This is a genomic window from Agromyces sp. 3263 (genome assembly GCF_031456545.1).
Taxonomy (GTDB): Bacteria; Actinomycetota; Actinomycetes; order Actinomycetales; family Microbacteriaceae; genus Agromyces.
The window spans coordinates 2,626,051-2,639,287 of the sequence record NZ_JAVDUV010000001.1 but is presented as its reverse complement, the minus strand read 5'-3'; the positions used below and the strand labels follow the sequence as shown (position 1 = coordinate 2,639,287).

11 protein-coding genes are annotated in these 13,237 nt (G+C 70.9%); 1 reads left to right on the top strand and 10 read right to left on the bottom strand.

Going from position 1 to position 13,237, the window contains the following annotated elements:
• Positions 1-147: 147 nt before the first annotated feature.
• The 7 genes from J2X63_RS12025 to J2X63_RS11995 form a co-directional block, all read right to left on the bottom strand.
• Positions 148-2,445, bottom strand: coding sequence for a choice-of-anchor A family protein (locus J2X63_RS12025; RefSeq protein WP_309977345.1), 2,298 nt, complete (start codon positions 2,443-2,445; stop codon positions 148-150).
• 89 nt (positions 2,446-2,534) lie between these two features.
• Positions 2,535-3,686, bottom strand: coding sequence for a mannitol-1-phosphate 5-dehydrogenase (locus J2X63_RS12020; protein ID WP_309977343.1), 1,152 nt, complete (start codon positions 3,684-3,686; stop codon positions 2,535-2,537).
• Positions 3,683-4,123, bottom strand: a complete 441-nt coding sequence (locus J2X63_RS12015) for a PTS sugar transporter subunit IIA (RefSeq protein ID WP_309977341.1) — start codon at positions 4,121-4,123, stop codon at positions 3,683-3,685. Before J2X63_RS12015 ends, J2X63_RS12020 begins: the two co-directional genes overlap by 4 nt.
• A 169-nt stretch (positions 4,124-4,292) precedes the next feature.
• Positions 4,293-5,792: a PTS mannitol transporter subunit IICB gene (locus J2X63_RS12010; RefSeq protein ID WP_309977339.1), complete on the bottom strand. Its 1,500-nt coding sequence runs from the start codon at positions 5,790-5,792 to the stop codon at positions 4,293-4,295.
• 19 nt (positions 5,793-5,811) lie between these two features.
• Complete coding sequence (ptsP, locus tag J2X63_RS12005; protein WP_309977337.1) at positions 5,812-7,494, bottom strand: phosphoenolpyruvate--protein phosphotransferase; 1,683 nt, start codon at positions 7,492-7,494, stop codon at positions 5,812-5,814.
• Between the two features lie 42 nt (positions 7,495-7,536).
• Complete coding sequence (locus J2X63_RS12000) at positions 7,537-7,803, bottom strand: HPr family phosphocarrier protein (RefSeq protein WP_309977335.1); 267 nt, start codon at positions 7,801-7,803, stop codon at positions 7,537-7,539.
• Positions 7,804-7,894: 91 nt separating this feature from the next.
• Positions 7,895-8,209: a PTS IIB subunit gene (locus J2X63_RS11995; protein WP_309977333.1), complete on the bottom strand. Its 315-nt coding sequence runs from the start codon at positions 8,207-8,209 to the stop codon at positions 7,895-7,897.
• Positions 8,210-8,431: 222 nt separating this feature from the next.
• Between J2X63_RS11995 and J2X63_RS11990 the strand changes: the two genes are divergently transcribed.
• Complete coding sequence (locus tag J2X63_RS11990; RefSeq protein WP_309977331.1) at positions 8,432-10,372, top strand: PTS sugar transporter subunit IIA; 1,941 nt, start codon at positions 8,432-8,434, stop codon at positions 10,370-10,372.
• A 23-nt stretch (positions 10,373-10,395) separates the two neighbouring features.
• Here the strand turns inward: J2X63_RS11990 and map are convergent, their stop codons facing one another.
• The 3 genes from map to secY are packed head-to-tail and all read right to left on the bottom strand — an operon-like array spanning position 10,396 to position 13,178.
• Positions 10,396-11,223: a type I methionyl aminopeptidase gene (map, locus tag J2X63_RS11985; protein ID WP_309977329.1), complete on the bottom strand. Its 828-nt coding sequence runs from the start codon at positions 11,221-11,223 to the stop codon at positions 10,396-10,398.
• A gap of 6 nt (positions 11,224-11,229) precedes the next feature.
• Positions 11,230-11,862, bottom strand: a complete 633-nt coding sequence (locus J2X63_RS11980; RefSeq protein ID WP_309977327.1) for an adenylate kinase — start codon at positions 11,860-11,862, stop codon at positions 11,230-11,232.
• Positions 11,859-13,178 (bottom strand): preprotein translocase subunit SecY, encoded by a 1,320-nt coding sequence (gene secY, locus J2X63_RS11975; RefSeq protein WP_309977325.1) that lies wholly within the window; start codon positions 13,176-13,178, stop codon positions 11,859-11,861. Before secY ends, J2X63_RS11980 begins: the two co-directional genes overlap by 4 nt.
• Positions 13,179-13,237: the final 59 nt, after the last annotated feature.

The following is a 13,237-nucleotide window of genomic DNA, read 5'->3' as shown; positions in this document are numbered from 1 at the left end:
ATCGCTTTAAGGTTGGGATGCTGGTCGTGCGATGTGTTCGCGACCGACGATCACTCGTCGGGCATGCCGAAGCAGGCGTGCAGAACACCAAGGGTCAACTATAGGTGATTCCGGGGTGTTTCGCCAGTCGAGGCCGCGGACGCCGTCTCAGGCGCCGCTCCGTCGGCGGCGACGCGCCGAAACGCCCATGACGGCGAGCCCGCCGGCGAGGAGCATCGCCGCGACCGTGGCCGGAACGGCGGGGTCCGCACCGGTCGCAGCGATCGACCCCGCACCGGTCGACGGGACCCCTCCGGTCGTGTCGCGCGCCAGCGTGTTCGTCACCGTCACGGCCACGAGCGTCGCCTCGTCGTCGATCGTGAACTCGGCCGGTGCGATCACCGGGGCCGACCAGCTGCCGCCGGGCGGGTGGGAGGCGACGTCCTCGGCGACGCGGCACGTCGAGCCGACCGGCACGGCGATCGGCGCCGTCGTCCCGCCGGAACCCACCGACCACGTGCCCGTCGCGACGGTCGCGCTCCCCGAGGTGCAGGTGAACGACCCGGTGAACGGACCGTCGAACCCGACGCCGTCGGGGTTCGCGACGACCTTCCCGATCGTGAACGCACCGAGCAGGCGGAGGTAGGCGTTCGTCACCGTCACCGCGACCAGTGGATCGTTCCCCGCTCCGACCGTCACGGGAGTCGGGTCGATGATCACGTCGCCCCACTGGAAGGACGGGTCGGAGAAGTCACCCGACTCCTCGCCTCCTGGCTCAGTGAGCGCGCACACGGTGGTGATCGGGAAGTACGGCGACGTGACCGGAGCATCGACCACGGCGTCGAGCGTGCCCGTGCCGCTTCCGGGGCCGAGCGGCACGCCGAGTTGGCTGTACGCCTCGACCGGCGCGCCGTCGAGGGTGCAGGCGTAGTCGACCGGGAAGGCCCGATCGCCGATGTAGCCTCCATCGGGCCCATCGACCGCCTTCACCACCGCGAAGCGACTGAGCACGGTGTTCTCGACGGCGAGCGCGAGCTGGACGGGATCGTCTGGCGCGGGGATCGTCACCGTCACCGGCGCATCGACCGGCACGCCGTTCACGCTCCATTCGGGCACCGCGAAGATGAAGCCCGGCGGCACGGCCGCCCTGGGGATCGGCGGGTCCGTGAACCGGAGGTCCTCCGAGATCGCACACTCGGCGCCGACCGGCAGTCCCGCGATCGTCACGGGGCCGGCACCCGCCACGGCCGTCCAGGCGGTGACCGCGCGAGTGGACTGGTCGGTGCACGAGACGAGTCCGCCGAAGGTCCGCTCCTCCTCGGGGATGGGCCCCGGCTCGTCGAGGACCTTCTCGATCGTGAGCGACCCGGTCACGTCTTCGGGCGCCTGCTCCTCGTCGCAGGCGAAGTCGCCGGTCCCGATCCACGGGTAGTTGTGCAGTTCGTTCCCCACCCCGTCCACGACGAGGTCGCCGCCCGAGTAGACCCGGCCGTTCGTGCTGGCCGAGATCGAGACGGTCGCTGCGGGGTCGGCCACGAGGATGCTCCCGAGCACCTGGCTCGAACCGCCGATCGTCACGTCGCTCGCCCCTGCGAAGTTCCAGAGCGTGCGGGCGGCCACGTTCCCGAAGTCGGGGTTCGCGAAGTCGTCGACGCGACTGCCGTCGTTGGAGAAGAAGTTGGGCGAGAACACGGCCGACGTCCCGGTGACGTTGATCACGACGGGGGTCGTGAGGCCGATGCCGACGAAGCGGATCTCGGGGCTCGCCTGCAGGTCGGTCGCCGTGATCGAGAACACCTGCGGCGCGGCGGTGCCGTCGCCCGTGAAGGTCACGGATGGCGCCGCCACCGCCGTGGTGCCGGTCACGGCCATCGCGGCGAGCGTCGCTGCCGAATCGGAGATCACGGTGCCGAACCCCGCGTACGGCGCCACGGCGTCCGCGCCGAGGCCGTCGGTGAAGACGCCGCCGTTCAGCTCGATCTGGGCGAGGGGGTCGGTGACCGTCGCGGTGCCGCCGACGTCGACCGAGCCGCCATCGGGTGACAGGCCGGCGCCGACGTCCAGCACGGTGCCGTCGCCGATCGTGACCCCGCCGCCCACGGCCAGCATGACCGACCCGGGCGTCGGCACGATGCCCGATCCGACGCCGACGGATCCGACGTTGAACCGGCCACCGGCATCCTTCGCGAACACGGCGTCGCCCAACGCCACGAGCAGGCCCTCGGCCTCGGCGGCCCCACCGGTCGCCGTGAACGAACCGCCCGCGAAGATGGCGATGGTGTTGTCGGTGAACTCGGGAGGCAGGTTGTCGATGCCTGGCATCCCGCCGTCGGGCGGGCATTCGCCGATGGCGGCGCGAGCGGCCGGCGCCTGGCCGACGGTGACGGAACCGGCCACGAGCGCGACGGCGGCGATCCCGCAGGCGAGCACGATCGCAGTGGCTCGCGAGACGACGCGCTTCGGCATGGGCCCCCGCCTTCCGTAACCCCGAGACGACGCGCAGGGTGTCGCGATTCTAGCCCCGTCCGCCTTCGGCCGCCCGGGTCTCCGTCAACTCATCCGGTCCGCTGCACGCCCGCGACGACCTCGACGAGTCCCGCCTCGAGCGGATGCCCCGACCCGATCCCCGTGACCTCGTGCACGAAGGCGACCGGCTCGGTGCGGCCGAGCAGCTCGCGCAGCTCGACGCTCTCGGGGTCGGTCGGCACGTCGAACCGCAGCGCCGCCCCGACGGCCGCGAGCAGCCCGTCGACGGGTCGGCCCAGCGCGGCGAGTTCGGCCGCGGGCCCGACGAACCGCTCGTGGCGCCCGAGCTTGCGGAGGGGCTGGCGTCCGACGCGCTCCACGGTGTCGGGCAGCTCGGGGTTGCGGAAGCGCTCGAGGATGGTCGCGCGGTACGCCGCCTGTTCCTCGTCGGAGAAGTCGTGCTTGGCCATGATGAGGGCCGAGGTCTCCCCCAGCACGCGCTCCACGGCCGCGGCGACGTCGGGATCGGCGAGTGCGTCGCTGATCCGGGCGTGCCCGGCGAGGAAGCCGAAGTACGCCGTCGCCGCGTGGCCGGTGTTCACGGTGAAGAGCTTGCGCTCGATGTAGGGCGCGAGGTCGTCGACGAAGTGCGCCCCGGGGATCTCGGGCGCCTGGTCGCCGAACGGCGGGCGCTCGATCGCCCACTCGAAGAAGGTCTCGACGGTGACGTCGAGGCCGGCGTCGGGCGCCTGGCCCGGCACGATCCGATCCACCGCGGTGTTCGCGAACACGGCCTTGGCGCTGAGCGACGGCCACTCCTCGGGGCTCGACAGCGACGCGATCTCGTCGCGGAGGAGATCGGTGGCGTTGATCGCGTTCTCGCACGCCATGATCGCCAGCGGCGCGGCATCCGCCGATCGGGCGCGCAGCGCCATGACGAGGTGCGGGGCGATGAACCGGAGGATGCTCGGCCCGACGGCGGTCGTCGCCAGGTCGGCCGACGTGAGCTCGTCGAGGAGCGCCGCGGCATCCGTCTGGCTGTTGATCGCGCGATAGCCGTCGACGACGAGGTCGCGAGCCCCGGCGCCCACCTCGTGCACCGTGTAGTGATCGGATGCCGCGAGTGCGTCGATGAGCTCGGCGTTCACGTCGGCGAACACGACCTCGTAGCCGGCGTCGTGGAGCAGGAGGCCGACGAACCCGCGGCCGATGTTGCCGGCGCCGAAGTGCACGGCCTTCACGAGTCGTTGACCTCGGAGAGCAGGGCGTGCAGCTCCTGCGCGGTCGACGCCGCGATGAGGCCCTGCACGGCGTCCTCGTCGGAGAAGATGATCGCGATCTTCGACAGGATCTCGAGATGCTCGTTCTCGATGCCCGCGATGCCGACCACGAACCTGGCCTCCTCGCCGTTCCAGTCGACGGGCTCGTCGTAGCGCACGACCGAGAGCGCCGAACGACGGATGCGATCCTTGGCCTCGTTCGTGCCGTGAGGGATCGCGAGGAAGTTGCCCATGTAGGTGGACACGGAGCCCTCGCGCTCGAGCATCGAGTCGACGTAGCCGGGGTCGACGGCGCCGCTCTCGACGAGCACGGCGCCCGCCTCGCGGATCGCGTCGTCTCGGCTCGCGGCGCGAACGGCGAGCCGGACATTGCCGGGGGGCAGGATCTCTTCGGTCATCGGATGCTCCTTCTGCTCGTGCTCGTTCGTTCAGGTGGTTCGTGCGGGTCCCGCGGTACGCGTGGTCGCATTGCTCCGTCGACTCCGGCCGGGCCGGAGCCGCGGTGGACTCGTCGTGAGTCCTCCCGCGGCCCCGGGTTGTTCCCCCGTCCTGATCGCCGCCGGTCGCTCAGCGAACGCCCTCCGACTCCAGCAGGTTCACGATCTCCTCGTACTTCGGGGAGTTCATGAAGTTGTCCACCGAGATGTGCAGCGCGCTCGGCGACTGCAGCCGGGCTCGATCGGTGAGGTCCTGGTGGGTGATCACGAGATCGACGTCGTCGGTGAGGTTCGCGATCGACTTGTTGGTCACGGACACACTGTCGATACCGGCCTTCTTGATCTTGTTCCGCAGGACCGTGGCACCCATGGCGCTGGAGCCCATGCCGGCGTCGCACGCGAAGATGATCGTGTGGATCGGCTTGCGCTCGAAGGCCGCCTCCTCGCCCTCGGCGATGAGTCCGCCGCCAGCGGCCACGCCGTCGGCCTGGAGGTTCTGCAGGACGCCGCTCTCCTTGCCCTTGTTGGCCTCGGTCTGCGCGATCGCCGCCGACAGGTCGCCGGCGTTCTCCTTCGCGAGATCGCGCTTGCGACTCGCACGGAGGATGATCGCCGCGACGAGGAAGGAGACCGTAGCGGCAAGCACGACCGAGAGGATCACGCCGACGTAACTGTCGGGTGCGGTCTGTGCGACCACCGCGATGATGCTGCCGGGCGCCGCCGGCGCCCTGAGTCCGCTGTTGAACAACACGTTGGTCGCGACGCCCGTCATGCCGCCGGCGATGGCGGCGATGATCAGCATCGGCTTCATGAGCACGTACGGGAAGTAGATCTCGTGGATGCCGCCGAAGAACTGGATGATGATCGCCGCGGGAGCGGTCGCCCGGGCCATGCCGATGCCGAAGAACGTGAAGGCGAGCAGGATCCCGAGGCCGGGACCGGGGTTGGCCTCGACCAGGAAGAGGATCGACTTGCCGGTCTCGCTCGCCTGCTGGGTTCCGATGGGGGTGAACACGCCGTGGTTGATGGCGTTGTTCAGGAACAGCACCTTTCCGGGTTCGACGAGGATCGAGAGCAGCGGCAGCAGCGACAGCTTCACGAGCCAGTCGACAGCGGCCTCGAGGCCGTTGCTGAGCCATTCGACCACCGGCCCGAAGGCGACGTAGCCGGCGATCGCCAGGGCGAAGCCGAGGATGCCGGCGGAGAAGTTGTTCACCAGCATCTCGAAGCCGGCCTTGATCTTGCCCTCCCAGATGCGGTCGACCTGCTTCATGAGCCAGGCCGCCAGCGGCCCCATGATCATGGCGCCGAGGAACATCGGGATGTCGGTACCGACGATCACGCCGACCGTCGCGATCGACGCCACGACGCCGCCACGGGTGTCGTAGACGAGCCGGCCGCCCTGGTTGGCGATGAGCAGCGGCAGCAGGTAGGTGATCATCGGGCCCACGAGTTCGGCGAGCGACTCGTTCGGGGTGAATCCGGCGGGGATGAAGAACATCGTCACGATGCCCCAGGCGATGAACGCGGCGATGTTCGGCAGGATCATGCTCGACAGGAAGGTGCCGAACCTCTGGACTGCGACGCGTGCTCCCGCCGGCCGCTTCGTGTCCGCAGACGTCGTTGTCATGGTGGTGCCCCTCTCGTGGTCACGACGCGGCGGTGCGCGCCGAGGTGATGTCGGATGCGGCGGACACGGCCGCCTGCTTGGCTTCGGCCGCTCCCTCAGCGGCCAGGGCTGCCCGGGCGAGCGCCTTGGCGTCGTCGGGGCTGTACCGCGCGAGGGAGGCGCGGACATCTGCGAGTGCCGATGGGGACATCGACAGGCTGGTGGCGCCGAGGCCAACGAGGACCACGGCGAGCAGTGGGTCGGCGGCGGCCTCGCCGCAGATGCCGACGGGCTTGCCGAGCTCTGCGCCGGCCGCGCCCACGTCGGCGATGAGGCGGAGCACCGCCGGATGCCACGGGCTCTGCAGGTTGGCCACGGTGCCGAGCAGCCGATCGGCCGCCATCGTGTACTGGGTGAGATCGTTCGTGCCGATGGAGGCGAAGTCGCAGGCGGCGAGCACGCGGTCGGCCACGAGGGCGGCTGACGGGGTCTCGACCATGACTCCGGCGACCCTGATGCCGAGCTCCTTCGCGAGGCCGTTGAAGTAGCGCGTCTCCTCGACGGTGGCGATCATGGGAGCCATGACCCAGAGCTCGGCGTCGGTCGCGGCATCCGCTTCGGCGAGGGCGGTGAGCTGTTCGCGCAGGATGACCTCGGAGTGCCGCAGGGCACGGATGCCGCGGAGGCCGAGCGCCGGGTTCTCCTCGTGCGAATCGTTCAGGAACGCCAGCGGCTTGTCGGCGCCCGCATCGAGCACCCGGACCACGACCTTCTTCCCGGCGAACGCGGTGAGCAGGCGCGTGTAGTGCTCCTGCTGCTCGCGCACGCTCGGTGCGGACTCGGCGTCGAGGAAGAGGAACTCGGTGCGGAACAGGCCCACGCCCTCGGCCCCCAGTTGCAGCGCCTCAGCGGCGCCGTCGGCGGAGCCGAGGTTGGCGAGCAGCGGCACGGGCGTGCCGTCGGCGAGCGCGCCCGGCGTGACCGGGGCCGTTTCCAGGGCGGCGCGTTCCGCGATGCGGGCCCGGGCATCGGTCACCTGGTCGGGCGTGGGGTCGGCGATGACGAGGTCGTTCGCCGCATCGACGACGACGGTGTCGCCGTCGGCCAGGCTCGCGGCATCCGTCGCGCCGACGATCGCGACGATCGACTTCTCACGCGCGAGGATCGCCGTGTGCGAGGTCGGGCCGCCGTCGACGGTGACGAGCCCGAGCACCTGGTCGAGGTCGAGGGTCGCGGTGTCGGCCGGCGCGAGGTCGCGGGCGACGAGCACGAACGGATGGCCCGGGTTGGGCACGCCCGGCGCCGGAAGCTTGAGGAGGTGCGCGATGACCCGCTGCGAGATGTCGTCGAGGTCGGCGGCACGCTCCCCCATGTAGCCGCCCATGCCGGCGAGCAGGTCGCGGTAGGCGGCGAACGACTCGTACACTGCGCGCTCGGCGGTCTTGCCGGTGGCGAGGAGCTTCGTGACCTCGTCGATCAGGCTCGGGTCCTCGGCCATCATGGCCTGCGCCTCGAGCACGTCCTTTGCGGCACCGCCGGCCTTCGCGCCGCGGTTCGCGAGCTCCGCCGCGACGACCGAGAGCGACGCCCTCGCCCGCTCGCCCTCACGCTCGGGGTCGAGGTGGCTGGGTCGATCGACGGGCTCCGGGAACGCCTCGGCCATCCGCACCACCGGTCCGACCGCGACACCCTGTCCGATGCCCGTGCCCTTGATCTCCATCATTCGCCCTCCCCGTTCGGATGCCCGGGCGACGGATGCCGCGCGCTATTCGTCGTGGTCGGTGCTGAGCAACTCCACGAGCTGGTCGAGCACGGCCGGCTCGTCGCCGCCGTCGACGACGATCGTGACGTCGTCGCCGTGGTCGATGCCCTGCGCGATGACGGCGAGGATGCTCGCCGCATTGACGGGTGCGCCGCCGGCCTTCTGGATGGTGACCGACGCGCCGGATGCGGCAGCGGCCTGCGTGAAGAGCTTCGCAGGCCGGGCGTGCAGGCCGTGGGTCGATCCGATTCGAACAGTGCGTTCCACCATGACTCCGGTCTCCGTCGCTGGCTTCCGTTCCCTCGTTCACCATAGCCCGGGGCCACTGCGGTGGGAACCGCGGCGCGCACCGTGCTCGGGTTCATGACGCCGCCCCAGCGAACTCGAGGGCGAGGTCGAGGGCGTCCTCCCCGTCGGGGGCGGCGGCCGCCTCCGAGGTGAGGATGGCGAACGGCACGGATGCCGCGGCCGCGCGTTCGCGCAGCTGGCCGATGCGGTCGACGAGGTGGGCGCCGACGAGGAGCACGTCCGCGTCGGCGAGCGCCGCGTCGAGCTGTGATTCGCTCGTCGCGTTCGCACGCACCTCGATTCCCCGGTTCGAGGCGGCCCGCCGGATGCGATGGGCGATGAAGGTGCTGGATGCGCCAGCGCCACAGACCACGATGATGCGCACCACCAAGCCTCCTCGCCCGGTTCTCGCCCGGTCCTCGTCGATCGTTCGGCCACGGCATCCCGCCGCGATGGAACGAGTCTGCCGACCGGTTCCGGTTGCGAGCCACCCGATTCGCTTCCGCACCCCCGGAAACCGATCGCTGATCGGGCCACGGGACGGCGCGTCGGTGGTTGACTGGCTGCACCGCACGGCGTCGCGTGGCGCCGGTGACACCCGGGAGCTGCAGTGGCCGAGAAGTGGGAGCGCCTCGTCGACACGCTCGCGCACGCCGGCGGCTGGACGACCGCCGCCGAACTCGCCGCTCGCCTCGACGTCACCCCGCGCACCATCCGCAGCTATGCCGCGCAGGCGAACGAGGGCGGCACGGTCGTCGAGTCGGGTCCGGCGGGCTACCGGCTCGATCGCGCGGCCTGGGCCGGCAAGCGCACCCCGCCGCGACGCGACTCGACGCCGGCGATGCGCGTGGCGCGCGTCATCCGCTCGCTCATCGACGCGACCGACGGCCTCGACGTGTACGAGACCGCCGCCGCGGCGCACGTCAGCGACTCGACGTTCGAGAGCGACCTCGGCCGGGTGCGCGCCCGACTCGAGGGCACGGGCCTCACCCTCGTGCGGCGCGGGCCGCGCATCGTCCTCGAGGGGCCCGAGTCGGCGCGCCGACGCCTGCTCGGTGCGCTCTTCCGCGAGGAGTCGTCGCGCGGCATGCTGGAGCTCGACGCGCTGCGGGCCGCTTTCCCCGAGGTGTCCGACTTCCGAACCGCACTGGTCGCCGGCCTCGCCGACGCGGGCTACGCGCCGAACGAGTACGGCCTCAACGATGTGCTGCTGCACGCCGCCATCGCGCTCGACCGGGTCGCCGCCGACCATCCGCTGGAGACGCAGGAGCCGCAGGACCCGGGCGACCGGGGCGCTGGGACCGCCGCGGACGGCCGCAGTCGCGCCGAGTCCGCGGACCCGACGACCACGGGCCCCCTCGCCGAGCTCGTCACGCGGCTCGTCGGCGAGCACTTCGGCACCGACATCGGCCCGGCCGACCTCCAGCACCTCACCCGGCTCCTCGAGACCCGTGCCGCGACGCGCACCACCGCGACGGCGCGGGCGGATGCCGCGGGCCGGCCCCTCTCACCACGGGTGCCCCTCGTCCGCCGCATCGTCGCGAGCGCCTCATCCGCCTACCTCATCGACCTCGACGACGAGGAGTTCATCGACCGGCTGGCGCTGCACGTCGACAACCTGGTGGCGCGGGCGACGGACGCGAGGTTCTCGCGCAACCCGCTCACCGCCTCGATCAAGGCGGCCTACCCGCTCATCTACGAGCTCGCGGTGTACATCGCGAGCGAGCTGGCACGCACCGAGGGCATCGGCGTCACCGACGACGAGATCGCGTACATCGCGATGCACGTCGGCGCGCACCTGGACCAGCGACGGTCGCGCGGCGGCACGGTGCGCCTGGCGGTCGCGGCGCCCGCGTACCACGACGTGCACCGAGCGCTCGAGGCGCGCATCCGATCGGCGGTCGACGACGACGTGGAGGTCGTGGCCGACGGCGACGGAGCCGAGTCGGCCGACGTGCTCGTGGCCGTGCTGGAGCCGTCCGCCCCGACGGAGCACCTGGTCCTGGTCTCGCCGTTCCCCAGCGAGGCCGACCTCGAACGCGTTCGCGCTGAGGTGTCGCGGGTGCGGCGGGCGCGCCGACGGGCGCGATTGGCGGCCAGCCTGTCGGGGTACATCGCGCCCGAGCTGTTCGTGCGCGGCCTGCGCGGGCTCGATCGGGACGGCGCGATCCGGATGCTCGGCGACCGCATGATCGGTGCCGACGTCATCGACCAGGCCTACGTCGAGGGGGCCCTTGCGCGGGAGCGCCTGTCGTCGACGGCCTTCACCGAGCACCTCGCCGTTCCGCACGCGATGACCATGTCCGCACGGCGCACGGCGATCGCCATCGCCGTCGACGACGTGCCGATCGACTGGGGTGGCGTGAACGTCAACGTGGTCGCCCTGATCGCGTTCTCCGAGAGCGGCCGCGCGGAGTTCCAGGAGGTGTTCGACCAGTTCGTCGAGGCGTTCTCGGAGCGCGAGAACGTGCAACGGCTGGTGCGCGGCGCGACGGACTATCCCGGGCTGCTCGTCGAGCTCGCCCGACTGATGGAACCGCACGGCGCCTGATGGCGCCGGCCTCCCGGCTCCCGCTAGGCGAACGGGACCGGGACGACGCCGAAGGGGGCGAGGCCCGCCGCTCCGCCATCCTCGGCGGTGAGCACCCAGATGCCGCCCTCGTGCACGGCGACCGAGTGCTCCCAATGCGCGGAGTCGGCCCCGTCGGCGGTGGTGACCGTCCACTCGTCGTCGCGGACGAAGGTCTCGAGGTCACCGGCGACCACCATGGGCTCGATCGCGACGACCAGGCCGGGCTTCACGGTCGGGCCCTTGCGGTCGACCCGGTAGTTGAAGACCGGGGGTTCCTCGTGCATGGTGCGGCCGATGCCGTGACCGACGTAGTCGGTGAGGATGCCGTAGTCGCCGGCATCGTGGACGTGCTCCTCGATGGCGGCCCCGACCTCGTTCAGATGCCGCGCGTGCGCGAGCGTCGCGATGCCGCGCCAGAGCGCCGCCTCGGTCACCGAGGAGAGGAGCTCCCGCGCCGCCACCACGTCCGGCCGCGAGGGGTCGGGCAGCACCACGGTGAACGCGGCGTCGCCGTTCCAGCCGTCCACCTCCGCGCCGCCGTCGACGGAGACGATGTCCCCGGGGCGGAACGCGCGGTCTCCGGGGATGCCGTGCACGACGTCGTCGTCCACCGAGACGCACAGCGTGTGCCGGTATCCGGGCACCAGCTGGAAGTTCGGGATCCCCCCGAGGCCCCGGATCACCCGCTCGGCGGCCGCATCGAGCTCGAGCGGTGTCACGCCGGGGGCGAGCAGGCGACGTGCCTCGTCGAGCGCCGCCGCGGTGGCCGCACCGGCGGCCACCATCGAGCGGAGTTCGGCCGGGGACTTGTAGATCGAGCGACGGAACACGCCGGCTCAGGCAGCCGCGCCGTTGCCGCCGTCGCCCGTGGCGCGAAGGCCGCGGTCGGCGAGCGCGTCGAAGATGCGCTCGGTGACCTCGTCGAGGGTGCCGACGCCGTCCACCTGGACGACGAGGCCCTTACCGCGGTACTCCTCGAGGATCGGGGCGGTCTCGCGCTCGTAGATCGCAAGGCGATTCGCGATCACCTGTTCGGTGTCGTCCGTGCGGCCCTGGTCGATCGCCCGCTGGCGCAGCCGGGAGATGCTCTCGTCACGCGGCACGCTGAGCTCGATGACCGCGTCGAGCGCCTCGTCGCGACCGGCGAGGAACTCCTCCAGGTCGGCGACCTGGGCGCGGTTGCGGGGGAACCCGTCGAGCAGGAAGCCGCGCGCGGCGTCAGGCTGCGCGAGCCGGTCGCGCACGAGCTCGCACGTGAGCTCGTCGGGCACGAGATCCCCGGCCTCGACGATCGCCTGTACGCGCGAACCGAGCTCGGTGCCGCCCGAGATGTTCTCGCGGAAGACATCGCCCGTGGAGATCGCGGGAACGCCGAAGGCCTCGGCGACGAGGACGCCCTGGGTGCCCTTGCCCGACCCCTGGGGGCCGACGATCAGGAACCGCGCGGAGCCGGTGGCCGACCCCGTCATCGGAGGAGCCCCTCGTAGTGACGCTGCTGGAGCTGGGCGTCGATCTGCTTGACCGTCTCGAGGCCGACGCCGACGATGATCAGGATCGAGGCGCCGCCGAACGGGAAGTTCGAGTTCGCCCCCACGAGGCTGAACGCGATGAGCGGCAGCAGCGCGATCGCGCCGAGGTAGAACGAGCCGGGCAGCGTGATGCGGGTGAGCACGTAATCGAGGTACTCGGCCGTCGGGCGCCCGGCACGGATGCCGGGGATGAAGCCGCCGTACTTCTTCATGTTCTCGGAGACCTCGTCGGGGTTGAACGTGATCGCCACGTAGAAGTACGTGAACCCGACGATGAGCAGGAAGTAGAGGAGCATGTAGAGCGGGTGGTCGCCCTTGGTGAGGTAGTTCGTGATCCACACGACCCAGGGCTGCGGCTCTTCACCGGCGGCCGGCTGGTTGAACTGGGCGATGAGCGCCGGCAGGTAGAGCAGCGACGAGGCGAAGATGACGGGCACGACGCCGGCCATGTTGACCTTGATCGGGATGTAGGTGTTGTTGCCGCCGTACGTTCGCCGGCCGACCATCCGCTTCGCGTACTGCACCGGGATGCGGCGTTGCGACTGCTCGACGAACACGACGCCGACGACCACCGCGAGGCCGACCAGGAGGACGATCCCGAAGACGTCCCAGCCGCGGGCGATGCCGATGGCCCAGAGCGAGCCGGGGAACTGCGCCGCGATGGACGTGAAGATGAGCAGCGACATGCCGTTGCCGATGCCGCGCTCGGTGATGAGCTCACCCATCCACATGATGAGGCCGGTGCCCGCGGTCATCGTGATGACCATCAGGAGCATGGCGTACCAGGCGTCGTTCGTGATGAGCTGCGAGCACTCCGGGGCGCCGGTCGGGAACAGTGCGCCCGAGCGAGCCACGGTGATGAGGGTCGTCGACTGGAGCACGCCGAGGGCGATGGTCAGGTAGCGGGTGTACTGCGTGAGCTTGCCCTGGCCGGCCTGGCCCTCCTTGTAGAGGGTCTCGAAGTGAGGGATGACCACGCGCAGCAGCTGCACGATGATCGACGCCGTGATGTACGGCATGATGCCGAGCGCGAAGATCGACAGCTGCAGCAGCGCGCCGCCCGAGAAGAGGTTGACGAGGTCGTAGAGACCGGATGCCCCTTGGCTCGCCGCGAGACACGCCTGCACGTTGCTGAAGTCCACGAACGGCGCCGGGATGAAGGAGCCGAGCCGGAACAGGGCGACGATGCCCAGCGTGAACCCGAGCTTGCGGCGAAGATCCGGCGTGCGGAAGATCCGCCCGATGGCGTTGAACACTCGTCCTCCTGTGGCTCCGTCTTGGAGCTGATGTCATGCCGCCCCGGACTCAGTCCGTA

Bases quoted from the DNA above. Each gene is read 5' to 3' on its own strand.
- J2X63_RS12025 (WP_309977345.1), bottom strand. From the start codon at position 2,445: ATGCCGAAGCGCGTCGTCTCGCGAGCCACTGCGATCGTGCTCGCCTGC.
- J2X63_RS12015 (WP_309977341.1), bottom strand. From the start codon at position 4,123: ATGACCGAAGAGATCCTGCCCCCCGGCAATGTCCGGCTCGCCGTTCGC.
- J2X63_RS12010 (WP_309977339.1), bottom strand. From the start codon at position 5,792: ATGACAACGACGTCTGCGGACACGAAGCGGCCGGCGGGAGCACGCGTC.
- ptsP (WP_309977337.1), bottom strand. From the start codon at position 7,494: ATGATGGAGATCAAGGGCACGGGCATCGGACAGGGTGTCGCGGTCGGA.
- J2X63_RS12000 (WP_309977335.1), bottom strand. From the start codon at position 7,803: ATGGTGGAACGCACTGTTCGAATCGGATCGACCCACGGCCTGCACGCC.
- J2X63_RS11980 (WP_309977327.1), bottom strand. From the start codon at position 11,862: ATGACGGGGTCGGCCACCGGCTCCGCGCGGTTCCTGATCGTCGGCCCC.